The sequence below is a fragment of the Halalkaliarchaeum sp. AArc-GB genome (assembly GCF_031432225.1).
Classification (GTDB): Archaea; Halobacteriota; Halobacteria; order Halobacteriales; family Haloferacaceae; genus Halalkaliarchaeum.
Genome location: NZ_JAVKGM010000007.1, coordinates 1 through 19,766, shown reverse-complemented (window position 1 = coordinate 19,766; position 19,766 = coordinate 1). Strand labels below are relative to the sequence as shown.

Genomic DNA, 19,766 nt, shown 5'->3' with positions numbered 1-19,766 from the left:
ATCGATTTCCATTCGATAGTCTAAAATTGAGACGCGAGTTCGAAACCCGTATCCGACGCGCGGTCCCCCTGACGAACATGGGACTCGACGACCTCACGGACGACATCACTGCAGAATACGGCGACCTCGACGACGAGTACCCGCTCGAACTCGACCGGGAGACGAAAAACGAACTCGCGATGCTCGCCGCCGTCTTCGACAGCAAGGACACCGACGAACTGATCCGGCGCGGGATCCACGCCCTCTTCCGATCGACGGTCGACACCGGCGACCTCGACTTTCACCTCCGGCAGTCGTACGATGTAACCTACGACGAGTATCTCGCCGGCATGACCTACGACGAGATGACCGGCGCCGACCAGTTCCCCCAGCGGGACGACGAACGCCGGTATCAGATGTAGTCCGGTGCGGGGGACTCGATCGGGGGCTTTTAAGTTGCGATGGTTGCGGGGTCGTGTATTGCAGGTGGGTGGTTCGGGAAGGGTATCCACCCATGGGATACGTGAAATAATGGCCTTGTTGAACCCCTCAACCGCTGACAGGTTACAGCAGTCCTGGTGAACACGACCGAAAATAGCCCCATAAGACTCTTTATCCCATATATCCCAATATATCTCATGGTCAAAACTATTCGAGTCTCAGAGGAGTACCACGAGTGGCTCAGCGCCCACAAGGAGGGCGACGAGACGATGGAGGAGACGCTCCGCCGGATGACGCGTGGCCCTCATCCGAGCGACGTTGCCGGCCTCCTGACCGAACAAGAAGCCGAGAACGCCAAGGAAGCGGTGAACCGTCTGCGCAGGGGTGACCGCGATCGGCTTGATGCCGCCCGCAGCGCCTTCGAAAGCGAGGACGCGGGGGAATGATTATCGATTCCTCGTATCTCTTCGACCTGATGGCTGAGGACCCGGACGCGTTCTCGAAGGGCACGGAACTCGTCGAGAACGGCGAGATGCAGTGGTTACCGACTCCGGTGGTCGCTGAGGCCTACTACGGCGTCGCCACGGCTCGCAGTAACACCACGGAACAGGAGGTACGCAATCGCATCCTCGGGTACCCCCGCATCGATGTTGACGAAGAGATCGCGCGGAAAGCCGGTGAACTACTCGCGGCGACAGATGACCGTGTGGGAGGGAACGCCGGCGTCGGGGCGAACGACGGGTACATCGCCGCAATGGCCGATGTCCTTGACGACGCGGTCCTAACGGACAATGTCGAAGACTTCGAGGCTCTCGGTGCGACTGTCGAAACCTATTGAATCCCACACGTACAAAAACAGGATTCACTTCGCTTTTTCGACGACTTCGGGCGACAACCTGGTCAGATGTATTGGAGTTAGACCTGCTGACTACAGTCTCTATATTCAGCAGGCCGGTTCTGTCAGTTGCGTAGGGTTTCAACAGCGCCGAAATGATGTAATCCCCATGGGGGAACTCAGTCGACAACGGTCACGACCACAGCGCGTACATGTCGTCTCTCGGCACCTCGGTCAGGAGGTCGCCGTCGATCTCGACGCCGGCGTCTTCTCCCTTCTCGACACCCTCGACGCGACCGATTTCGGCGGCCTCGATCCCCGCCTCGTCGGCGGCCCGAAGCGCCTCGCCGACGGCCTCTTCGGGAACAGACGCGAGCAAGGCCCCGGAGCCGAACGTCCGGAGGGGGTCGACCCCGAGCGCGTCCCCCAGCGCCGCCGTCTCATCCCGGACGAGGATGTCCTCCCGCGACACCACACACCGGACCGCCCCCGCCAGCGCGAGTTCGACGAGTCCCGCCAGCACGCCGCCCTCTGTCGGGTCGTGCATCGCGGTTGCGAACGGGCCCACGGCCTCGGCGTCCGGGACGACGCTGAGCCAGTCGAAAAAGTCGGCGGCGCGGTCGATCGTCGCCTCGTCGACGACCCCCGAAAGCTCAGCCCGGAAGTCGGTCGCCATGATGCCGGTGGCCTCCACGCCGGCACCCTTCGTGAGCAGGAGCCGGTCGCCCGGCTCGGCGCCGCCGGTGGCGACGTAGCGGTCGGTCAACCCCATGGCAGTCATCGCGAGCAGGGGACGATCCAGCTGCGCGGAGCGTTCGGTGTGGCCGCCGACGATGGTGGCACCGACCTCCCGGGCCGCCGAATCGAGCTGGGCGGTCACCCGGTCGAGCGTCTCGACGGCGTCCGCTTCGGGAAGCAGAATCGTGCTCGTGAGCCACCGCGGGTGCGCGCCGGAGGCGGCGACGTCGTTGCAGGCGACGTGGACCGCGATCGTGCCGACGTGCTCGGCGGCCAGCGAACAGGGATCGGCGTTGATCACCAGTATCTCGTCACCTATCGGCACGGCGGCGGTGTCCTCGCCGAACGCCGCACCCTGAATCAGATCGGGCGCGGGTGCGCCGGTGCGTCCGTACACCAGCCGCGAGATGGTCTCGGGGTCGAGTTTTCCGGTCACAGTCCGGTCACTGCCGTTCGGTTCGACGCGCACTGAAAAGGACTCTTCGACTTCGCTGTCCCCGGTAGTCCCCGGACTCGTCGTCTCATTGAACCGTGTGACTTCGTCTGGAAAAGCCTGAATGTCTCTCAATCGAATAGGTTTCCGGACGGCCGCTAGCTCACGTCCCGGACCGCCTTCTGCAGCAGGTCACACCCGATTTCGATCTCGCGTTCCGTCACGTCCAGCGGCGGCAGGATCCGGAGCACCTTGTACCCACAGGAGAGCGTCAACAGTCCCCGCGCGAACGCGGCCTCGTGGACCTCGTCGCGCAGTTCCTTGGACTCGAACTCGACGGCGAGCATCAGCCCCTTCCCGCGGACGTCCTCGACGCCCGCGAGGTCGGCGTCCCGCATCGTCTCGAGGAACTGTCGGCCCCTCGTCCGGGCGTTCGAGAGCAGGTCGTACTCCTCGATCGCGTCGAACGTGAGCGCCCCCTGTGCCGACGAGAGGATGTCGCCGGCGCCCCACGTCGAGGAGAGCCGGCTCCGCTCGTCGGGGAACACGTCCGATCTGGAGACCGTCGCCCCGACCCGCAGCGCCTTCGCGCTCGCGATGACGTCCGGTTCGATCGCGTAGTGATCCGCACCCCACATCTTCCCGGTGCGGCCGACCCCCGACTGGATCTCGTCGGCGACCAGCGTGATGTCGTACTCGTCGGTGAGCGCTGCGATCTCGTCCGCGAACGCGTCGCTCGGGAAGCGGTAGCCGCCCTCGCCCTGGATCGGCTCCAGGATGAGGTACGCGATCTCTTCGGGGTTTATGTACCCCCGGTCGGGGTGAAGCTTCTCGCGAAGCCGGGAGACGCCGTCGACGAAGAATCCACACGAACACGTTTCGGCCGTACAGTCGCGGTCCTGACAGAACGGGACGTCGTGAATCGACGAGATTTCGGGGAACCGACGCCGGTACACCTCCTTCGATCGGTTGAGCGACAGCGCACCCAGCGTCCGACCGTGGAAGGCACCCTGGAAGGTGATCCCGTACTTCGCGCCGTCGGCGTGGTCGTACGAGATCTTGAGCGCGTTTTCGACCGCCTCCGCCCCGGAGTTCGAGAGGAACACCGTGTCCATGTCGTAGTGGTCGGTGGCGTCGGTGAGCCGATCCATCAGCTCCGAAGGGCCGGGGATCCCCTCGCCCGGCGCGTCGCCGCCGGCGACGTAGAAGTCCTGGCCCGCGATCTTCAGTGGATCGACCAGATCGAACTCCCGGAGGGGCTCCATGATCTTCGGGTTGTTGTATCCGAGCGGGGCGGCGGCGACGTGGCTCGTGAAATCCAGGAGGACGTTGCCGTCGACGTCGGTACAGAACGGCCCTTCCGCCGGCCTCGTGCGGTCCCACACGAACTCGTAGACGTACGTGCTGGGGGCGGCGAACTCGTGGTGATACTCAACCCACTGTTCTGCTCGCTCTCCCGGCAACTCGTCGACCCGTGGCTCGGCAGTGTCCCGATCCATACGTGTATCCACCACCAGCGGGATGTTAAATCCGCCCGATTCGTTTCGGATCGGGAAAATATTGCGAGGCCGGCCAGGGGCCCTCCTCCCGAACACCCGTCTGTCGACATCAGACCACGATGATCAGAACGGTTCCAATCCCGGCGACGAGGAGGGTGATCCCGCTCCAGAGCGCGACCCGCCGAGCGAACTCCCGGGGGCCGCCGGTCGCGAGCGCCGCCTTGACGACGATGCTCGCTGCAGTCGCCAGCAGGATCGCGACGACCGTCTCCGTCGTGGTGATGGTTCCCCCGCGGAACAGCAGCACCGCCGAGGTAGTCACACCCGCCGAGGAGACGAGCCCCGAAATCAGCGCGCTCGCGTACAGTCCGCTGGTTCCGAACTGCGCTTCCGCGACCGACGAGCCGGCCAGGATGAACAGGAACACCGAGCCGAACGCCAGCGCGTTTTTCAGCGAGAACGGACTTTCGAGTTCCATCTCGATCTCGGCCGACCAGTCGGCGACGACGTACGCGACGAGAACGCTCCCGACGACGATGATCCCCAGCGGGACGACCGCGTCGATCAACAGCGGACCGGCGGCGCCGAAGGTGAACACCAGCGCGAGCGCCAGGTTTCGCAGCGCCATCGCGGCGTTTGCCAGCAGTACACCCGCGACGCCGTACTGGATCCCCTCGGGCTGCTGGCGGACGTGATCCAACATTGCGCCGACGACCGCCGCCGACGAAGCGAGCCCGCCGAAGAAGCCGGTGACGGCGATCCCGCGACCGCCGTACGAGCGAACGAGCGCGTAGTTCACGATCCCGATCCCTGCGACCGACACGACGAGCAGCCAGGCGATCCGTGGCTCCAGGGGCACGCCCAGAAACTCCATCTGTCCCGGCGGCAACAGCGGATAAATCACGAACGCGAGGATGGCAAATTCCGTCGTCGAGCGGAGCTCCCGCCGGGAGAGGTTGCCGGCGAGTCCGTGGAGTTCACGTTTGAGCACCAGTAGCGCCGACGACACCACGGCGACGGTGATCCCCTCGAGAATGAATCCGAGAGCGACGAGTACGCCGACCCCATAGGCGACCATGAGCGAAACCGCCGTCGTGAGCGCCAGCGGGTCCTCGCCGTTCGAGTCGACGTTGGTGAGTCCCTCGATGGACAACAACGCCCCGATCACGATCACGAGGAGCCCGCCGACGACCGGGAGCAGTTCTCCGATGGCACCGTCGGTCGCAACGACGGTGAACACCGCACCCAGGATCGCGGTCAAGGAGAACGTTCGAATGCCGGCCGCCTTGTCGGACCACTCCCGTTCGAGCCCGAGAAACAGCCCCAGTGCTGCCGCCAGCCCGATACGGACCACGGGCTCTTCGAAGGGCACCCCGAAGAACACCTGGGCGGGCGTTACGACGATACTCATCTCGGGTGGAGAGAGGATCTCCGGATACATATATTGTACTATATAGAAATATATACTGAATTCGGTGTGTTCGGATCCGAACGGACGATGGTGTGCCGGCAGTCTTTTGCATCACGTGGCCGCCACAGTGTGTATGTCACGGCTGCAGGGAGCATCGACGCCGTCGGAGTACGGCTGGCTCGCGTTCGGTCTCCTGCTTTTCGCCCTCATCGGCTACGTGGTCGCTTCCTTCGTCGGGGTCTTCGTGTTCGGTCTTTTCCTGTACTACGCGACGCGGCCGGTGTACCGCCGGATCGTCGTCCGAACCGGACATCCGACCGTCGCAGCCGCAGTCGCACTCCTCGTGCTCGCGCTGCCGGCGATCCTCGTGGTCGGCTACGCGGTCGCGATCGCGATCCGCGAGATCCAGGAACTCCGGGAGATTCCCGGCGTAGATCTCGGTGCGTACCCCGAACTGGGGCGCCTCCTCGAAGAGATCGACGATCCGGGTGCGCTGCTGGACAGACTGGGGGAAGAGCTACTTACGGGCGATCTCCCGGTACGGCTCCTGGAGTCGCTCACCTCGGTCGCCGACACCGCCCTGGTGCTGGCGGTGGCGCTGATCCAGCTGTTCGTGATGGTGGTGCTGGCGTTTTACCTCCTCCGAGACGATCGAAAGCTGGTCGCATGGGTGCTCGAGACGTTCGACGACGAGGAGGGGACCCTGCGGGCGTACCTCCGTGCGGTCGACTACGATCTCCGGTCGATCTTCTTCGGCAACATCCTCAACGCGTTCATCACCGGCGCGATCGCCGCGATCGTCTTCTCCGGACTGAACGGGTTCGCTCCCGCCGGCGTTGCGATCCCCGCGGCGGCGCTTCTGGGACTGATCGCCGGCGTCGCCAGCCTCATTCCCGTCGTGGGCATGAAGCTGGTGTACGTTCCGGTGGCGATCTATCTGGGGCTCCGGGCGGCGTTCCTAGTCGGAACGGAGACGCTGTGGTTCGTGGGGCTGTTTCTCGTCGTCTCGTTCGTGTTCGTCGACAGCATTCCAGACCTGATCTTGCGACCGTACGTCTCCGGACGGAGCCTCCACGTCGGGGCAGTGATGCTGGCGTACACGCTCGGCCCGCTGCTTTTCGGCTGGTACGGGCTGTTCCTGCTGCCGATACTGCTGGTACTCGTCGTCCAGTTTGCGAGGATCGTTCTACCCACGAAACTCGGCGAGGATTCCCCCGAACCGCCCCCCGTGGATCCGTACGTCGTCTCCGCAGCCGACATCGGACGAGAGGAACCCGGAGACACCGCCGGAGGCGCCGGTTCGGAAGCGGTTCCTGATGACGAGAGCTCTGGCGACGGAACAGCCGACGACGGGGACGAAATCGACGACGGCGAAGGGTCCGAAGAAAACAGCAATACCGAAGAGTAGCCGGGCGATCGGGAGTTGACTGCCGATCGGGTCGATTCGAGCGTTCGAGTCGGTTAGTCGATGTACTGCGCTTCCCACTCCTGACGCGCCTCGATCTCCCGTCGACCGCGGCGCGTCAGCGTGTAGTAGTTGGTCCGGCGGTCGCGTTGGCCCTTCTCGACGAGGCCTTTGTCGACGAGTGTGTCGAGGTTGGGGTACAGCCGCCCGTGGTGGATCTCCTTTTCGTAGTAGTTCTCCAGTTCCTCTTTGATGGCGAGTCCGTGCGGTTCGTCGAGTCCCGCGATGACGTACAGCAGGTCTCGCTGAAAGCCTGTCAGATCGTACATCGGTTATATCCAGCTATAGATACAATATCGCATATCAATAAAGATGTCGACTCGGATTTGAGTATAGCCAGGTAACTGTGGATAGAGTGGTGCTACTGCTGTGTTATCGAAATAGAGATTCATGTAAAACAGATATACTATCGGCAGAAAGGTTGGCCACTCCAGAGTGAATCTCTCCGAGAGCATGAATTTATCTTGTCGCAGATCCACCATTCAGACATGCCCGAAGAAGTGATCTTCTCGACGGAACGGCGCACAGAGCGGTCCGAGATCGCGGCGATGCTCAGATCGGTTGCCGACAAACTCGAGACCGGCGAGCCGGTGACGCTTGCGGCCGGCGACCAGTCGGTCACCCTCGAGGTACCGCCGCGGCCGACCTTCGAGGTCAAGGCGGAACGAGAAACCGGAAGCGGTCCCGCCGAGTTGAGCGTCGAGTTCGAACTGGAGTGGCCGGAAGGCGCTCCCGAGACGGACGAGTCGCTCTCCATCGAGTGATCGATCGTTCGAAAAGGTAGCAAGCCGCGAAAGATCGCGGCTGTGCCGCCCTAAATTGGTCCCCGCTGACGCTTCGGCCCTCCAAGCGAAGCGTCACCCGATTCTACCGATGGGATCGACTTAAAGATGTCGCCAGTGTTCGACGGCTGGGAACCCCGAAGGGGTTTTGAACCGACTGGTATCCGATCCGCGGCCAACCAGTATCCGACCGACGACCGGCCATCCCGTTCAGTGTCGAAGGGCAGTGTCGGATGTCGCCGCTAGATGTACTCCTCTTCGAGCACCCATCCCAGCGCCCGTTTGTAGTATGTGAACATCTGTCTGACCCCTTCGTGACGCATCTCCTCGCTTTCGAGTTGCTCTTCGAGAAACTCGTACTGCTCCCTGATCTCGTCTTCCTCGCGCATACGCCGATTCGGGGCGGGAGTCAGTTCAAGTTTCCCCGGCGGCCACGACGCCCCGGTCTCGGCTGGTTCTCAGCCAGTAAGAACAAAGAGACGTGGCTTAAGTCGCGAAGACGTAGGGTGCATCATGAGTGGCGCCCCCCAGCTGGCCCGCGATGAAACCACCACGGAGGCGGGAGAGGAACCACCGTCGATGGAAAACAGGAGACTCCGCGTCGAACTCGAGATCGAACGTGGCGGACCGTGTACCATGGATTACGCCGACGGCAACATCGTCGACATCGACGTTCGGTTCGACGACGGAGACTGCCAGTGTGACATCGGCGTTCAGAAACAAACCGAGGACGGTGAACAGACCGAAACCAAATACTTCTCGAACAGTATCTGCGATCACTGTCCCGGAATCGTCTTCGTCAAGTACGGCTGTATCCCGCGGTACCTTCGGATCGGCGACGGATCGTTCGTGATGGAGACGTACGTCCCGGACACCGAAACAGTCTCCTCGATCGTAAGCGACGTGCGCGAACGGTGCAATCGGGTTGTCGTCCGGTCGATCACCTCCACGGAGCGGCTCGAATACCCCGAAACTTGCACGATCGACGTCTCGGCACTGACGCCAAAGCAGCGCGAGGCGGTCCATCGGGCCAAACAGGCCGGCTACTACGATCCGGACACGAAAGTCCCCCTCGAGGAGCTGGCGACGGAGATGAGCATCTCCAAGTCTGCGCTCTCCCAGCGACTGCAGCGTGCTGAGGCGAACGTCATCCGACAGCTTTCCTGCGGGTGTGACTGCTGGAACGAAGAACGCTAGACGACCTCGACGGAACACCCCGTCCGTTACTTAAAGCCTTCATAAGTCCGGAGTGTCACCTATCGTCGGTCGGTCCGTATGAACGACTATGAGAACAGACGATCTCCGTACCGAGCGTGGTACCGCGGCCTCGGAACGCGAGAGGCAAAAACGATCCCGAACGGCCACGTCAACTGCCGACTGCCGTCAGAGAGCCGAACAATGAGTGGTAAATCGTCACCGTTCGAGATGACCGTCTCCGTGCCGAACCGCGAGGCGGGCCAAAAAATTTTCCAGTATCTCACCGGCGCTGTCGACGACGTGACGTTTACCGTCGACTCGCTCGGAGAAACCGGACCCAGACCGTGCACCCTCAGCGTGGACGAGGTCACCGCCAAACAGATGGAAGCGGCGAGACTGGCCGTTCGAATGGGATACTATCAGAAACCGAAGGAAGCCGATCTGGGTGACGTCGCCGACGAACTCGGCGTGAGCAAGTCGGCCGTCTCTCAGCGACTCAGAGCCCTCGAACGCAAGATGATGATAGAGCTAATCGACTCATGTGTCGAAGAAAACCGCAATCAGTCAGTGTCGCCGCGAGGCGACGATTGAAACCGTGATTAAACGCGAACGACGTTCGTTGCGCGCGGGCCCTTGGGGGCCTGTTCGATATCGAATTCGATCTCCTGTCCCTCCGTCAGATCTTCGCCGCCGACATCCTCCATGTGGAAGAAAACGTCGTCGTCGGAGTCCTCAGTCGCGATGAAACCGTAACCGCCCGTGTCGTTGAAGAAATCAACCGTTCCGTTTGCCATTGCAAATAGACAAAGGTCGGTGACACGCATAAGGGTTCCGTATTCATTTTCAAAATCGGCTATATTTCAAACAGATATTCACTAAACGTCGTATTTTAATGTGTATTTTCTCGTTTGTTGGGTTCTCTATCACAAACTCGTTCGACCGGTCATTGAACGCCGAGTGTTTCGAGGTTCTGCGAATTCCCGGCCCCCCAGATCCGTCACCCGAACGACGACTCTACCAGCCGGTCGGGATCGACGCTGTCGTACCGGACGACCGCATCGAAATACTGCATCGGGAGTGCCTCTCCGGTCGTGACACCCCGGGCGTCCGACTCGGAGAACGTCTCCTCGATGAACAGTCGGGCGACGACGGCCCCCCGTGCGTCCTCGCGCTCCGCCAGCGATCGCTGGGCGCGCGACAAAAGCAGGGTGGCGGAGACCACGTCGTACACGTACTCGGTCACTTCCTTCGCCTCGTGTTGCGCGTAGTCGCCGTCCGCGGTCGCGAGCGCCACGAGCGCCTCCTGAAGCTCGCGGAACTCTCCGCGCACCGCCTTTACCTGCTCCGCCAGGAGCGGGTGGTCGACGTCGTCGAGATACCCCTCGACGAGCGGGAGCAGTTCCTCGTGGGCGCGTTCCTTCTCCATCGCCCGGAGGACGTCCAGCGAGAGGATGTTGGCCGTCCCCTCCCAGATGGGGAGCGCCTGGACGTCACGGTAGAGCCGGTGGGTAACGAACTCGCGGACGTAGCCGTTGCCCCCCTGGATCTCCATCGCGTAGGAGGCGGTGTCGACGGCGGCGCGGGTGGTCACGTGTTTCGACACCGGAACGAGGAGCCGCATGAGCCGGAACGCGCGGTCGTCGCCGTGGTCGCGTTCGTACCGGTCGAACCACCGGGCGGCCTCCATCGCGAACGAAAGCGCCGCCTCGTGGGTGACCGCCATCTCGACGAGGTCGCGCTGTAAAAGCGGGAACTCCCCGATCGGCTGCCCGAACGCCTCCCTGTTTGCGGCGTGGATCTTGCTCTCCAGTAGGAGTCGCCCGATGATCCCGACCGCGCCCACGGAGTTCGTGACCCGCTCCCAGTTCAGCATCGTCGTCATGTATTTGAACCCCCGCTCGGGCTCCCCGACGAGATACCCGACCGTCCCGTCGAACTCTACCTCGCCGGTGGGGACGCTCTCGGTGCCGAGTTTGTCCTTGAGTCGTCGATAGATCTGGGGGTTCAACTCGCCGCCCGGGAGCTCGTGCGGGACCAGAAACAGCGATAGCCCCTTCGTGCCCTCGGGGGCGCCCGGGCGTCGGGCGAGAGCGAGCGTCCCCTGGGCGTCGATGTTGGAGCAAAACCACTTCTCGCCGGTGAGCTCGTAGGTCCGCGCCTCGATCGAGTCGTCGGTCTCGATCCCGTCAGCGTCGTCGGTTTCGCTACCCTCTCCTTCGCGGGGAACGCCAACGGGTTCCGCGACCGTCTCGGTGGCCCCGACATCGCTTCCGCCCTGCTCTTCTGTCAAGAACATTCCCCCTTCGATGACCTCGTCGTATTCCCGGGCGGTGAGCTCCTCGAAGTACTCCTCGTAGTGGTTCCCGTGATCGTGGTTTCGGAGCACCAGCGCCGCCCCGACGGTCATCGACTGGGAACAGACCAGACCGGTGTCGGCGTACGACAGCAACAACTGCATCGTCAGTGTGTGGAGCAACCCCAGCGGTTCGTCCCGACCCGGCGGTGGTTCGAACGCATCGGCCAGGATTCCGCGCTCGTAGATCAGCTCCTCGTTCTCGAACTGTTTTGGATGATACCGAACCTCGTTCAGCAGGTCGCCGTGTTTGTCGTAGGTTCGGAGCTCGGGCCCGTGTTCGTCGATCAGGTCCGCGTTGTCCGCGATCGTGTGCCCAACTACCCCGCCGAACTCCTCGAGGCGTTCGTTTGCCCACTCGAACTCCTCGTCCGGATACACCCGGCGTGCCGCCGCCTGCAACGCCGGGTTCAACCGCCAGTAGTTGACGTTTCTCCCCTCCTCGTAGTCGGCGTACTCGAACGGTGGACCATCCATGTGTTACAATACCAACACACACAGTGATGATGAATATTGGTGAATCCCTGGAAAGTTCACCCTCGTTTACCCTGATTCGACCTCCGGTTCTCGATCCCACCACAGCCGGAGAACGGTCTGTCGTGTATAGCACTCACACTGATTATTATAGCGAGTTACGGGCGATCGGCCACCTGGTGGGCCGATCGTCCGGTTACATAGATTCAAGCTAATTGCAAAACGAAGTATCGTCTAGAAGAATTAGCAATAGTATTCATATTCTCCGGGGGGAGCATATTGCAAGACCATTGAAACTGAAGTGACCAATATAGAGGATCTATGCAGCACGGGTTTCTCTCTGGTGGAGTGGTGGCGAGGATGATCTGATCGGTAGTGGAGGATACGTCCAAATCCTCGTGAAACCGTATAAACGGCCCACGAGACGTATATACTCACAAAGAGTAGCTCGTAGTATGCAAAACGGTGTCTGGATAACGGCAAGTGACGAGATAGACACGGCGCGGATGGTCGAACTCGGAGTTCTCGCCGAGGAGTCTGGCTGGGACGGAGTGTTCGTCAGCGACTCGCTTCCTTTTACGGAGCACCCTGATCCGTGGATTGTACTGGCGGGCATTGCCGCACAGACCGAAACGATCCGCTTGGGCACGTGGGTCGTTCCGTTGCCCCGGCGCCAACCCTGGCAGGTCGCACAGGAGGTTGGAACCCTCGACCGGCTCTCGGGAGGCCGCATCATTCTCGGTGCCGGAATCGGGAACAGCGACGATTACGACGACTACGGAATGCCCTACGAGCCCCGCGAGCGCGGCGAGCGGCTTGACGAGACGCTCGACATCGTTACCGGTCTCTGGACCGGGGAACCGTTCAGCTACGATGGGAAGTACTTCCAACTTGACGATGCGGAGGTTCACCCAACTCCACTCCAGGAACCACACGTGCCCATCTTGCTGGGGTGCTGGTGGCCGAACAAGAAACCCATCCACCGCGGAGCTCGCTGGGACGGCATCATGCCGTTCTTCCCATCGCTCATCGATGCCGAAGCGGGACCCCACGGCGAGGAGGAGACGGGGTCCCCCGAGGAGGAGGTGCGGGACGCCTTGGCGTTCTACCGCGATGTCGCCGACGAACCGGGTGAGGTCGTGTTGCCGACAGTCCCCAGCGAGGACCCTACGGCCTTCGCCGAGACCGCAGCGGAATTGGGGGCGACCTGGCAGCTGGCGACCGATCTCGGCGGGGACCTAAATGCCGTTGCGGAGCGCATCCGCGAGGGGCCGCGTAAGGACTGAGGTTCCCTGAGCTTCGCCTTCGATACAGCGGCTGTATAATCCACCACACTCGAATACGTCCTCCGATCTCCTTCCTCGCGAGTTCACCACCTTCTTCGAGTTGTTGAAGCCGATTACGCGTCCCACGATGACGTCGGGATCCGCTCTTGGACCGGGATCCTAAGCGTCGACTCTCATGTTTGGTCACTCCCGAGAGCACCGAAAAAAAAAAACAATTCGACGGGTAGCCGTCGTATGCGCCGGCCGGGAGTCCCGCGAGCAGTGCGAGTGGGACTACGGCCGGCGCATTCCTGCGGCTCGCGGTGTTGCTCGCCGCAGGAATGCGCCGGCCGGGATTTGAACCCGGGCCATGAGCTTGGAAGGCTCAGGTCCTACCACTAGACCACCGGCGCTCACGTACAACCAGCCGGTCGCGGTTTAAGGGTGTTACTCTTTCCGGTTCCGCCCCCGATAACGGGCGTCAACCGCGTGGATCGTACTTATAAGTGGCCTCGTCGGGGTCGATGCCGAAGTCTTCCGGGGTCTCTTCGGGACCCTCATCCTCGGCGTCGCGCTCTGCAGCCGACTTGAACCGCTCGCGGAGCCGGTCGGGCATCTCGAACCCGTCGACGTCGATCCGGAGCGGCTGCACCTCGTCGCTCACCGTCTCGCGCTTTTCGCTGATTCGCTCGGCGATCGGCGCCGGGAGCTCCCCGGGATCCGCGAACTCGAAGCCGAACTGGACGAGATACTCCGGCTGATCCGTGAGCGAGTAGACTTCCTCGAACCCTTCGTCGCCGGCTTTCTGGAGGAGCCGCTCGATCACGTGGGCGCCGACGCCCTGGTCGCGCCAGCCGTCGAGTACGCCGATCCCCGTGATCTCGCAGGCGTCGGGTTCCTTGTGGATCCGGATCCGCCCGAACCCCGCCCTGTCGTTGGACTCCTCGTCGACCGCGATGACGTAATCGCGCGACCGGAACGCGGCGTCGTCCAGGCCCATCGCCTCGATGTGGTCCAGAAGCCAGACCTCCTCCCGGTTTCGCGCATCGCGGACGTACATGGTACACCTAACTCCCCCACGGGAGAAATCGTTTGTGGGACTCGAACCGTCGACCCCCGCCGTCCCACCCCGGCCGAGGCTACTCGAGCACGCCCCGGGCGATGATTTCCTTTTGAATCTCCGTGGTTCCCTCGTATATTTCGGTGATTTTGGCGTCGCGATAGAGGCGCTCGACGTCGAATTCGGTGGTGTAGCCGTAGCCGCCGTGGATCTGGACCGCCTCGTTCGTGACTGCCATCGCGGTCTCGCTGGCGTGGTACTTCGCCATCGACGCCGCGACCCGGTTGTCCTCGCCGGCGTCCGCCTGCCGGGCCGCCTCCCGGACCAGCAGCCGCGAGGCGGCGATCCGGGTCGCCATCTCGGAGAACTTGTGCCGGATCGCCTGGATGTCCGCGATCGGACCGCCGAACTGCTCGCGTTCCCCCGCGTACTCCTGCGCTTCGTCGAACGCCGCCTGTGCCAGCCCCACCGACTGGGCGGCGATGCCGATCCGACCGCCCGTGAGAATCCGGAACGCCGCCGACAGCCCCTTCCCCTCTTCTGTGAGGCGGTTCTCGGCCGGGATCCGCGCCCCGTCGAACCCCAGCGATGTCGTGTCCGAAGCGCGCAACCCGAGCTTCTCCTCTTTCTTGCCGACGGTCACCCCCGGCGTGTCGCCGGGGACCAGGAACTGCGTGACGCTTCCGGGGTCGTCCCGGTCGGTCTTCGCGAAGACGACGTACACCCCCGCCCGCTCGCCGTTGGTGATCCACATCTTCTCGCCGTCGAGGACGTACTCGTCACCGTCTCGTCGGGCGACTGTCGACATCTCGGCGGGGTTGGAGCCGGCGTGGGGCTCCGAGAGCGCGAACGCGCCGACCGGCCGGCCGTCGACCATCTCGGGGAGCCACCGCTCGCGCTGGGCCTCGGTGCCGAACGTCGCGATACAGGAGGTCGCCAGACAGTGAACCGACAGTGCGGTCGCGACCGCCAGCTGCCCGTAGGCCACGCCCTCGTTGACGACGCTGTAGGTGAGGCGGTCGGCGTCGAATCCGCCGTACTCCTCGGGGACTGTCAACCCGGTGAGATCCAGCTCGGCGAGCCCGTCCCAGACGTCCTCGGGAAACGTCTCGGTCGCGTCGGCCTCCCGGGCGCCCGGCCGGATCTCCTCGGACGCGAACTCGAAAACCAGGTCCCGGATCGCCCGCTGTTCGTCGGTGAGCGCCGAGTCGCTGGGTGGCAGTGACATGGGCGCCGTTTCGCTCCGGCGAAGAAAAAACTCACTCCCCGAACGCAGACTCCGATCTCAGGTCACTCGCCGCGCAGCCAGGCGAGGACGTCCTCCGGGTCGGCGTCGAGGCCGCCCCCCTGAGCGAACGTCGGACCGCCACCCCCGCCCCCGCCGAACCGATCGGTGATCTCCTCGACGACGTCGCCAGCTGCGGGAGTGCCGTCGGTCGCCACCACGACGAACGGCGCGTCGCCGTCGCCGACGACCGCCGCGACGTCCGGGGCGTCGTCCCCGCCTGTGATCCGTGCCTGGAGCCGGTCGCCGACCTCGTTGGGACCGAACCCGTCGACCGCGCCGATTCGCCACCGGTCGCCGTCCCGATCGATCGTCTCGAGCGACGAGAGCCGGGCGTCGAGTACGTCCCCTTTCAGCGACTCGAGCTCTGCGGACAGCTCCTCGTTTTCGTCCGCCAGCCGGGCGACCGCCTCCGGCAGTTCCTCGACCCCGACGTCGACCTCCCGGGCGGCAGACAGCGCTGCCCGGTGGACCGTCGCGTCCCGCTGGATCCCAACGGGCCCGACCGCGAACTCGATTCGTGTGAGCCCCTCGCCGGGGTTCGACCGCGAGAGCACCTCTACTGGCCCGATTTCGGCTGTGTTCGACACGTGGGTCCCTCCACAGGCGGCGGCGTCCCACGCCGAGCCGTCGAGCGCGAGCGCCTCGACTGCCTCCTCGGGGTCGACATCGCCGAGGTTCCCCTGCGTGTCGCCGCCGACGGTGACGATCCGGACGGTGTCGGCACCGGCCATGACACCCTCCTCGGTTTTGGTGTTGAACGCCACCGACTCGTGGTCGCGGGCGGTCTCCACGTCGACTTCACCCCACGACACCGGAAGCGAGTCCCACACCGCCCGGTTGGTCAACCGCTCGAGTTCGACGAGCGCCTCGTCGTCGACGTCGGAGGGCGTCGCGAAGTCGACCCGAACCTTCCTGTCGTCGATGTCGAAGCCACCGTATCCCAGGTCGTCAAACAGCCGCCGCCCGGCGCCGTACAGCACGTGACTCGCCGTGTGGGCGCGCATACAGTACGTGCGGAACGTGTCGTCGACGATACATTCGACCTCCTGGCCGGGCTCGAAGGTGGATGCGAGACCGTCCTCCGGTGAGGCGACACCGTGGTGAACCTCGCCGTCGACGTCCCGGACGTCGGTCACTTCGGTTCCGTCGATGAAGCCCCGGTCGGCGGGCTGGCCGCCGGAGGCGGCATAAAAGTACGTCTCGTCCAGCACGACCGCGTCGTCGGTGACGCGGTCGACGGTGGCGGAGAACGATCGAACCGACGGGTCTTCGGGTGCGCGAGAGCCGGTCATGTCCGTCGGAACGTGGTCCGGTTCGATAAAACTGTCCGCGATGGCGGTACCTGCCGGAGCCCGGCGCTGCTTCCGACGGGACCCGGCGGGACGAGACGGCTACTCGTCGACCAGTTCCACGTCGAGGTGTTCTTCGACCGCGCGGACGACGGACCCGCCGACGTTCGCGCGGGCGGCACGGCCCTGTTCGATCGCCAGGAGGTCGTCCTCGTCGACGTCGAGCTCTGCGGCGAGTTCTTCGATGCGGAGCCCGGCGTCCTGCCTGGCGCGCTCGGCGCGCTCGCCGTAGTCGGAGAGGAGATACGGCAGCCGGTCTTTCTCGTAATCAGTGCCCTCCTTTTCCCAGTGGCTCGAATCGCCCTTGCCGGCGTCGTACATTTTGGCCGCCCGCTGGGCCGCCCGCTTCTTCCGGCTGGGCCCGTCGTCGTCCCGAGAGCCTTCCCGCTCGTGTTTCTTTTCGGTCTGCTTGCGGTTGCTGCCGTGCGGTTCACAGTCGCGACACACCAGAAGCTCCGCGCCGGCGACGTTGGCGAGTCGGAGATTCCCCGTCTCCCGCCCGCACAGTTCGCAGGCGTCGCCGTCGCCGCCGCCGCCACCCCCGCCCGTGGAATACTTGGCCATGTGTCGGGGTACGCGCCCGTCCTTTTAAAGGGTCGGTCGCCGGACACGGCGACACCGCAGCCCAAACCCTTATCAATAACTCCTGGTTATTTACGGACATGGAACTGCCGACGCCGCAGGACTTGCGCGAGCGGCGGACCGAGCTCGAACTCACCCAGAGCGAACTCGCAGACGCCGCCGGAGTTTCACAGCCGCTCATCGCCCGGATCGAAGGCGGAGACGTCGACCCACGACTGTCGACGCTCCGACGGATCGTGGCCGCCCTCGACGAGGCGGAAGGGGAGGTCGTTCGTGCAAAGGACCTGATGCACGAGTCCGTGGTGAGCGTCGAGCCGGACGACGCCGTAAGCGAGGCAGTCGACCTGATGGAGCGGGAGGCGTACTCCCAGCTGCCGGTGTTGCAAAACGGCGTGCCGGTCGGTTCGATCAGCCAGAGCGACGTCATCCACGCCGGCGGGAACGTCGGAAACGAACCCGTAAGCGAGATTATGAGCGAATCGTTCCCGACGGTGTCACAGGACGTGACCGTCGACGAGATTCGCAACCTGCTGGACCACTACAAGGCGGTCGTCGTCACCGAGGGGGGCGAAGCCGTCGGAATCATCACCGAGGCCGACATTGCCGCCCACCTCTCGTGAGCGACTCCTCGAGACCAATGACACGCGACAGCCCGACTGCGACGGTGACGGTCCGGGGCGACCGGACGATACTGCTTTCGAACACGCCCACAGTGCGCGAGAAGTACGGCTGGGAGTCCCGACGGTTTACGATCCACTGTCACACCGGCCGGATCGTCACCGGCCGCTGGGCCGGCGTTCCGCTCGGACCCGTAATCGAGGCGGCAGGGTTCCCGGACGACACGACACACGTGCTGGCGACAGGAGGGGACGGCCACCGGGCGTGCATCGAGATCGGGCCGACGCTGGACGGTCTGGTCGGCTTCGTCTGTGCGGAGATCGATCGAGGCCACGACGACGAGTTCGACGACGACTGGCAGGATACCCCCCGGCTGCTCGCACCCGACATCGACTCCGCCCGGACGGTCCGGGACGTAGTGGCGATCACCGCGCTGTCGCTGACGTCCGGAGAGGACCCGGAGACGTACGAGGCAATTACCTGAGTGACGGCCCGGACGAGCGGTCGATCACCTGAGCGACTTATCCGTCCAGCGCCCGTAGTTTCCGCATGGACGATCCGGGGGCAGAGGAGAGATCCGAGGAACGGACAGTCCTCATCTACGACGGCGAGTGTCCGTACTGTTCGATCGCGGCGACGGCAGTCCGCCGGCTCGATGACGTCGCGGTGGTCTCGTGGTACGACGATGACGCCCAAGAGTTCCTGGCGGCGCAGTTCGGGGAGGCGCCCTTCGCGATGGTGCTCGTCGACGCCGACGAGGGCCGCGTCTACGCGGGCCGGGCTGCGGCCCGGGAGCTCGCCGACCGGGCGGGCACCCCCAACCTGGTCGGATCGCTGCTTCGGGACAACTACGAGCGGATCGCCTCCGCTGTCGGTCGCGCCAGCGGCCGCGACCGCGAGGCGGATCCGTATCACGAGGAGTACCGGATCGAGGAGCCGGCGGCGCAGCAGTTCGACGCGCTCGCGGCCGCCGCACGCGAGGCGATGCCGGAGGAACTACGGTAGCGCGGGACCGACCGTCGACGATGACCGGACGGAGTCGGACGGAGGGGAAACTTCCGTCGAACGGAACGTACACGCTCCTCGTCGACGTCGACGATCGGTTCGAGACCGACGTCGGCGCGCTGGGCGAGCAGCGGTTCGACGCGCCCGTCTACTGTTACACGGGAAGCGCGTTCGGCACGGGCGGGTTCAGCCGGATCGACAGACATCGACGGCTCGCCGAGGGCGAGAGCGACGCACGGCACTGGCACGTCGATTACCTGCTCGGCCATCCCGCGACGTCGCTTTCGGCAGTCGTCAAAGCCCACGGCGAGGACGTCGAGTGCACCGTCGCCGGCCGGCTCGGCGACGGACCGATTCCCGGGTTCGGGGCGTCCGACTGCGACTGCCCGAGCCACCTCGTCTCCCGGGAGGATTTCGACGCCGCGCGCCGAGAAGTGCAAACAGTCCACGCCGAAGCCGTCGATGCTGCAGCCGTCACTGTCGAGCGATTCGAGTGATACCTGAAAACTACCGACGCGACCGGGTGTCGGGCACACAGCCCGGCCGGTCGGCGCTTGGAGACGCGATCGTCCGGGCAAACGATCGCACGCCGGGAACGACAGGGCGGTCGGGAAGAACGTCCCGTCGTCGACTGCCGGATGTCAGAGGCACCCCGGCATCGGTGAACATGGTATTCTTCGTATTTACGTTATCTGTTGCAAATCGTATCAGGCTGTGAAACTACTACTAAACTGTTCCCTTTTATTTATGTTTAGTAGCCGTATTCAAGGGTAGATATATACCACACGTCCGGGCGCTACTCGTACAGCGAACAGACGAACGGTCCCAGCGCCCCGGCGACCGCCTGCGAGAGCGCCTCGGCGCGGTCGACCCTGCCGCCGGTGAACACACCCGCAGCGCCCTGCTTTTTGGCGATTTCGCTGGTTCCCAGGACGTCGTCCATCACCGGCCCCAGCTCCTCGCCGGCGTCGATCCGGTCGGCGATCCGCGTC

General features: G+C 64.0%; 24 protein-coding genes and 1 tRNA gene. 12 read left to right on the top strand and 13 right to left on the bottom strand.

The annotated features are described in order from the left end of the window. Positions 1-77 precede the first annotated feature (77 nt). The 3 genes from RH858_RS08545 to RH858_RS08535 all read left to right on the top strand — a co-directional run bounded on the left by RH858_RS08545 (position 78) and on the right by RH858_RS08535 (position 1,258). Positions 78-401 carry a hypothetical protein gene (locus tag RH858_RS08545; protein WP_310561591.1) on the top strand — a complete coding sequence of 108 codons (324 nt, stop codon included), beginning with the start codon at positions 78-80 and terminating at the stop codon, positions 399-401. 216 nt (positions 402-617) lie between these two features. After that, positions 618-866 carry a hypothetical protein gene (locus RH858_RS08540; protein WP_310561590.1) on the top strand — a complete coding sequence of 83 codons (249 nt, stop codon included), beginning with the start codon at positions 618-620 and terminating at the stop codon, positions 864-866. After that, positions 863-1,258, top strand: coding sequence for a PIN domain-containing protein (locus RH858_RS08535; RefSeq protein ID WP_310561589.1), 396 nt, complete (start codon positions 863-865; stop codon positions 1,256-1,258). Before RH858_RS08540 ends, RH858_RS08535 begins: the two co-directional genes overlap by 4 nt. A gap of 190 nt (positions 1,259-1,448) precedes the next feature. Here the strand turns inward: RH858_RS08535 and RH858_RS08530 are convergent, their stop codons facing one another. The 3 genes from RH858_RS08530 to RH858_RS08520 form a co-directional block, all read right to left on the bottom strand. Then, positions 1,449-2,429 (bottom strand): AIR synthase family protein, encoded by a 981-nt coding sequence (locus RH858_RS08530; RefSeq protein ID WP_310561588.1) that lies wholly within the window; start codon positions 2,427-2,429, stop codon positions 1,449-1,451. A gap of 155 nt (positions 2,430-2,584) precedes the next feature. Then, positions 2,585-3,925 carry an aminotransferase class III-fold pyridoxal phosphate-dependent enzyme gene (locus RH858_RS08525; protein ID WP_310561587.1) on the bottom strand — a complete coding sequence of 447 codons (1,341 nt, stop codon included), beginning with the start codon at positions 3,923-3,925 and terminating at the stop codon, positions 2,585-2,587. Between the two features lie 109 nt (positions 3,926-4,034). Next, the gene (locus RH858_RS08520) at positions 4,035-5,336 is read right to left on the bottom strand and encodes an MgtC/SapB family protein (protein WP_310561586.1); all 1,302 of its coding nucleotides are present in this window, start codon (positions 5,334-5,336) and stop codon (positions 4,035-4,037) included. A 133-nt stretch (positions 5,337-5,469) separates the two neighbouring features. On the opposite strand from RH858_RS08520, the gene RH858_RS08515 reads away from it, so the two are divergent. Next, a complete protein-coding gene (locus RH858_RS08515) occupies positions 5,470-6,744 on the top strand; it encodes an AI-2E family transporter (RefSeq protein ID WP_259534005.1) in 1,275 nt (424 codons plus the stop codon). 53 nt (positions 6,745-6,797) lie between these two features. Here RH858_RS08515 and RH858_RS08510 read toward each other — a convergent pair whose 3' ends face one another. Continuing rightward, positions 6,798-7,070: a PadR family transcriptional regulator gene (locus RH858_RS08510; protein ID WP_259534006.1), complete on the bottom strand. Its 273-nt coding sequence runs from the start codon at positions 7,068-7,070 to the stop codon at positions 6,798-6,800. Positions 7,071-7,289: 219 nt separating this feature from the next. Between RH858_RS08510 and RH858_RS08505 the strand changes: the two genes are divergently transcribed. After that, positions 7,290-7,565, top strand: coding sequence for an amphi-Trp domain-containing protein (locus RH858_RS08505; protein WP_259534007.1), 276 nt, complete (start codon positions 7,290-7,292; stop codon positions 7,563-7,565). Positions 7,566-7,825: 260 nt separating this feature from the next. Here RH858_RS08505 and RH858_RS08500 read toward each other — a convergent pair whose 3' ends face one another. Next, positions 7,826-7,972 (bottom strand): hypothetical protein, encoded by a 147-nt coding sequence (locus RH858_RS08500; protein WP_259534008.1) that lies wholly within the window; start codon positions 7,970-7,972, stop codon positions 7,826-7,828. 124 nt (positions 7,973-8,096) lie between these two features. Between RH858_RS08500 and RH858_RS08495 the strand changes: the two genes are divergently transcribed. Then, complete coding sequence (locus RH858_RS08495; RefSeq protein WP_310561585.1) at positions 8,097-8,780, top strand: helix-turn-helix domain-containing protein; 684 nt, start codon at positions 8,097-8,099, stop codon at positions 8,778-8,780. 201 nt (positions 8,781-8,981) lie between these two features. Further along, positions 8,982-9,371: a helix-turn-helix domain-containing protein gene (locus RH858_RS08490; protein WP_259534010.1), complete on the top strand. Its 390-nt coding sequence runs from the start codon at positions 8,982-8,984 to the stop codon at positions 9,369-9,371. Between the two features lie 8 nt (positions 9,372-9,379). Here the strand turns inward: RH858_RS08490 and RH858_RS08485 are convergent, their stop codons facing one another. After that, the gene (locus RH858_RS08485) at positions 9,380-9,574 is read right to left on the bottom strand and encodes a cold-shock protein (protein ID WP_259534011.1); all 195 of its coding nucleotides are present in this window, start codon (positions 9,572-9,574) and stop codon (positions 9,380-9,382) included. Between the two features lie 203 nt (positions 9,575-9,777). After that, on the bottom strand, positions 9,778-11,610 hold the full coding sequence (locus RH858_RS08480; protein ID WP_310561584.1) for an acyl-CoA dehydrogenase family protein: 1,833 nt from the start codon (positions 11,608-11,610) through the stop codon (positions 9,778-9,780). Positions 11,611-12,062: 452 nt separating this feature from the next. Between RH858_RS08480 and RH858_RS08475 the strand changes: the two genes are divergently transcribed. After that, positions 12,063-12,893: an LLM class flavin-dependent oxidoreductase gene (locus RH858_RS08475; protein ID WP_310561583.1), complete on the top strand. Its 831-nt coding sequence runs from the start codon at positions 12,063-12,065 to the stop codon at positions 12,891-12,893. A 321-nt stretch (positions 12,894-13,214) separates the two neighbouring features. Here the strand turns inward: RH858_RS08475 and RH858_RS08470 are convergent. The 5 genes from RH858_RS08470 to RH858_RS08450 form a co-directional block, all read right to left on the bottom strand. Then, positions 13,215-13,285, bottom strand: a tRNA-Gly gene (locus RH858_RS08470). 68 nt (positions 13,286-13,353) lie between these two features. Further along, positions 13,354-13,932, bottom strand: a complete 579-nt coding sequence (locus tag RH858_RS08465) for a GNAT family N-acetyltransferase (RefSeq protein ID WP_259534013.1) — start codon at positions 13,930-13,932, stop codon at positions 13,354-13,356. A gap of 79 nt (positions 13,933-14,011) precedes the next feature. Beyond that, positions 14,012-15,160, bottom strand: a complete 1,149-nt coding sequence (locus RH858_RS08460) for an acyl-CoA dehydrogenase family protein (protein WP_259534014.1) — start codon at positions 15,158-15,160, stop codon at positions 14,012-14,014. A 62-nt stretch (positions 15,161-15,222) separates the two neighbouring features. Further along, entirely contained in the window at positions 15,223-16,512 is a 1,290-nt protein-coding gene (locus RH858_RS08455; RefSeq protein WP_310561582.1) for an alanine--tRNA ligase-related protein, read from the bottom strand. Between the two features lie 99 nt (positions 16,513-16,611). Next, positions 16,612-17,133, bottom strand: a complete 522-nt coding sequence (locus tag RH858_RS08450) for a multiprotein-bridging factor 1 family protein (RefSeq protein WP_259534016.1) — start codon at positions 17,131-17,133, stop codon at positions 16,612-16,614. 98 nt (positions 17,134-17,231) lie between these two features. Here RH858_RS08450 and RH858_RS08445 point away from each other — a divergent pair, with 98 nt between their 5' ends. The 4 genes from RH858_RS08445 to RH858_RS08430 all read left to right on the top strand — a co-directional run bounded on the left by RH858_RS08445 (position 17,232) and on the right by RH858_RS08430 (position 19,271). Further along, positions 17,232-17,771 (top strand): CBS domain-containing protein, encoded by a 540-nt coding sequence (locus RH858_RS08445; protein WP_259534017.1) that lies wholly within the window; start codon positions 17,232-17,234, stop codon positions 17,769-17,771. A 17-nt stretch (positions 17,772-17,788) separates the two neighbouring features. After that, on the top strand, positions 17,789-18,253 hold the full coding sequence (locus tag RH858_RS08440; RefSeq protein ID WP_259534018.1) for a hypothetical protein: 465 nt from the start codon (positions 17,789-17,791) through the stop codon (positions 18,251-18,253). A 65-nt stretch (positions 18,254-18,318) separates the two neighbouring features. Beyond that, positions 18,319-18,774, top strand: coding sequence for a DUF393 domain-containing protein (locus tag RH858_RS08435; RefSeq protein WP_259534019.1), 456 nt, complete (start codon positions 18,319-18,321; stop codon positions 18,772-18,774). Positions 18,775-18,794: 20 nt separating this feature from the next. Further along, on the top strand, positions 18,795-19,271 hold the full coding sequence (locus RH858_RS08430; protein WP_259534020.1) for a GIY-YIG nuclease family protein: 477 nt from the start codon (positions 18,795-18,797) through the stop codon (positions 19,269-19,271). A 299-nt stretch (positions 19,272-19,570) separates the two neighbouring features. On the opposite strand, the gene RH858_RS08425 is transcribed toward RH858_RS08430, so the two are convergent. Beyond that, positions 19,571-19,766: DUF84 family protein (locus tag RH858_RS08425; protein ID WP_310561581.1), on the bottom strand; the 196-nt coding region annotated here is incomplete at its 5' end.

What these genes read in the sequence shown, in the direction of transcription:
- RH858_RS08520 (WP_310561586.1), bottom strand. Translation starts at nt 5,336, where the DNA reads ATGAGTATCGTCGTAACGCCCGCCCAGGTGTTCTTCGGGGTGCCCTTC.
- RH858_RS08480 (WP_310561584.1), bottom strand. Translation starts at nt 11,610, where the DNA reads ATGGATGGTCCACCGTTCGAGTACGCCGACTACGAGGAGGGGAGAAAC.
- RH858_RS08545 (WP_310561591.1), top strand. Translation starts at nt 78, where the DNA reads ATGGGACTCGACGACCTCACGGACGACATCACTGCAGAATACGGCGAC.
- RH858_RS08490 (WP_259534010.1), top strand. Translation starts at nt 8,982, where the DNA reads ATGAGTGGTAAATCGTCACCGTTCGAGATGACCGTCTCCGTGCCGAAC.
- RH858_RS08485 (WP_259534011.1), bottom strand. Translation starts at nt 9,574, where the DNA reads ATGGCAAACGGAACGGTTGATTTCTTCAACGACACGGGCGGTTACGGT.
- RH858_RS08435 (WP_259534019.1), top strand. Translation starts at nt 18,319, where the DNA reads ATGGACGATCCGGGGGCAGAGGAGAGATCCGAGGAACGGACAGTCCTC.
- RH858_RS08505 (WP_259534007.1), top strand. Translation starts at nt 7,290, where the DNA reads ATGCCCGAAGAAGTGATCTTCTCGACGGAACGGCGCACAGAGCGGTCC.
- RH858_RS08515 (WP_259534005.1), top strand. Translation starts at nt 5,470, where the DNA reads ATGTCACGGCTGCAGGGAGCATCGACGCCGTCGGAGTACGGCTGGCTC.
- RH858_RS08495 (WP_310561585.1), top strand. Translation starts at nt 8,097, where the DNA reads ATGAGTGGCGCCCCCCAGCTGGCCCGCGATGAAACCACCACGGAGGCG.
- RH858_RS08475 (WP_310561583.1), top strand. Translation starts at nt 12,063, where the DNA reads ATGCAAAACGGTGTCTGGATAACGGCAAGTGACGAGATAGACACGGCG.
- RH858_RS08445 (WP_259534017.1), top strand. Translation starts at nt 17,232, where the DNA reads ATGGAACTGCCGACGCCGCAGGACTTGCGCGAGCGGCGGACCGAGCTC.
- RH858_RS08525 (WP_310561587.1), bottom strand. Translation starts at nt 3,925, where the DNA reads ATGGATCGGGACACTGCCGAGCCACGGGTCGACGAGTTGCCGGGAGAG.
- RH858_RS08465 (WP_259534013.1), bottom strand. Translation starts at nt 13,932, where the DNA reads ATGTACGTCCGCGATGCGCGAAACCGGGAGGAGGTCTGGCTTCTGGAC.
- RH858_RS08430 (WP_259534020.1), top strand. Translation starts at nt 18,795, where the DNA reads ATGACCGGACGGAGTCGGACGGAGGGGAAACTTCCGTCGAACGGAACG.
- RH858_RS08460 (WP_259534014.1), bottom strand. Translation starts at nt 15,160, where the DNA reads ATGTCACTGCCACCCAGCGACTCGGCGCTCACCGACGAACAGCGGGCG.
- RH858_RS08500 (WP_259534008.1), bottom strand. Translation starts at nt 7,972, where the DNA reads ATGCGCGAGGAAGACGAGATCAGGGAGCAGTACGAGTTTCTCGAAGAG.
- RH858_RS08540 (WP_310561590.1), top strand. Translation starts at nt 618, where the DNA reads ATGGTCAAAACTATTCGAGTCTCAGAGGAGTACCACGAGTGGCTCAGC.
- RH858_RS08440 (WP_259534018.1), top strand. Translation starts at nt 17,789, where the DNA reads ATGACACGCGACAGCCCGACTGCGACGGTGACGGTCCGGGGCGACCGG.
- RH858_RS08455 (WP_310561582.1), bottom strand. Translation starts at nt 16,512, where the DNA reads ATGACCGGCTCTCGCGCACCCGAAGACCCGTCGGTTCGATCGTTCTCC.
- RH858_RS08510 (WP_259534006.1), bottom strand. Translation starts at nt 7,070, where the DNA reads ATGTACGATCTGACAGGCTTTCAGCGAGACCTGCTGTACGTCATCGCG.
- RH858_RS08450 (WP_259534016.1), bottom strand. Translation starts at nt 17,133, where the DNA reads ATGGCCAAGTATTCCACGGGCGGGGGTGGCGGCGGCGGCGACGGCGAC.
- RH858_RS08535 (WP_310561589.1), top strand. Translation starts at nt 863, where the DNA reads ATGATTATCGATTCCTCGTATCTCTTCGACCTGATGGCTGAGGACCCG.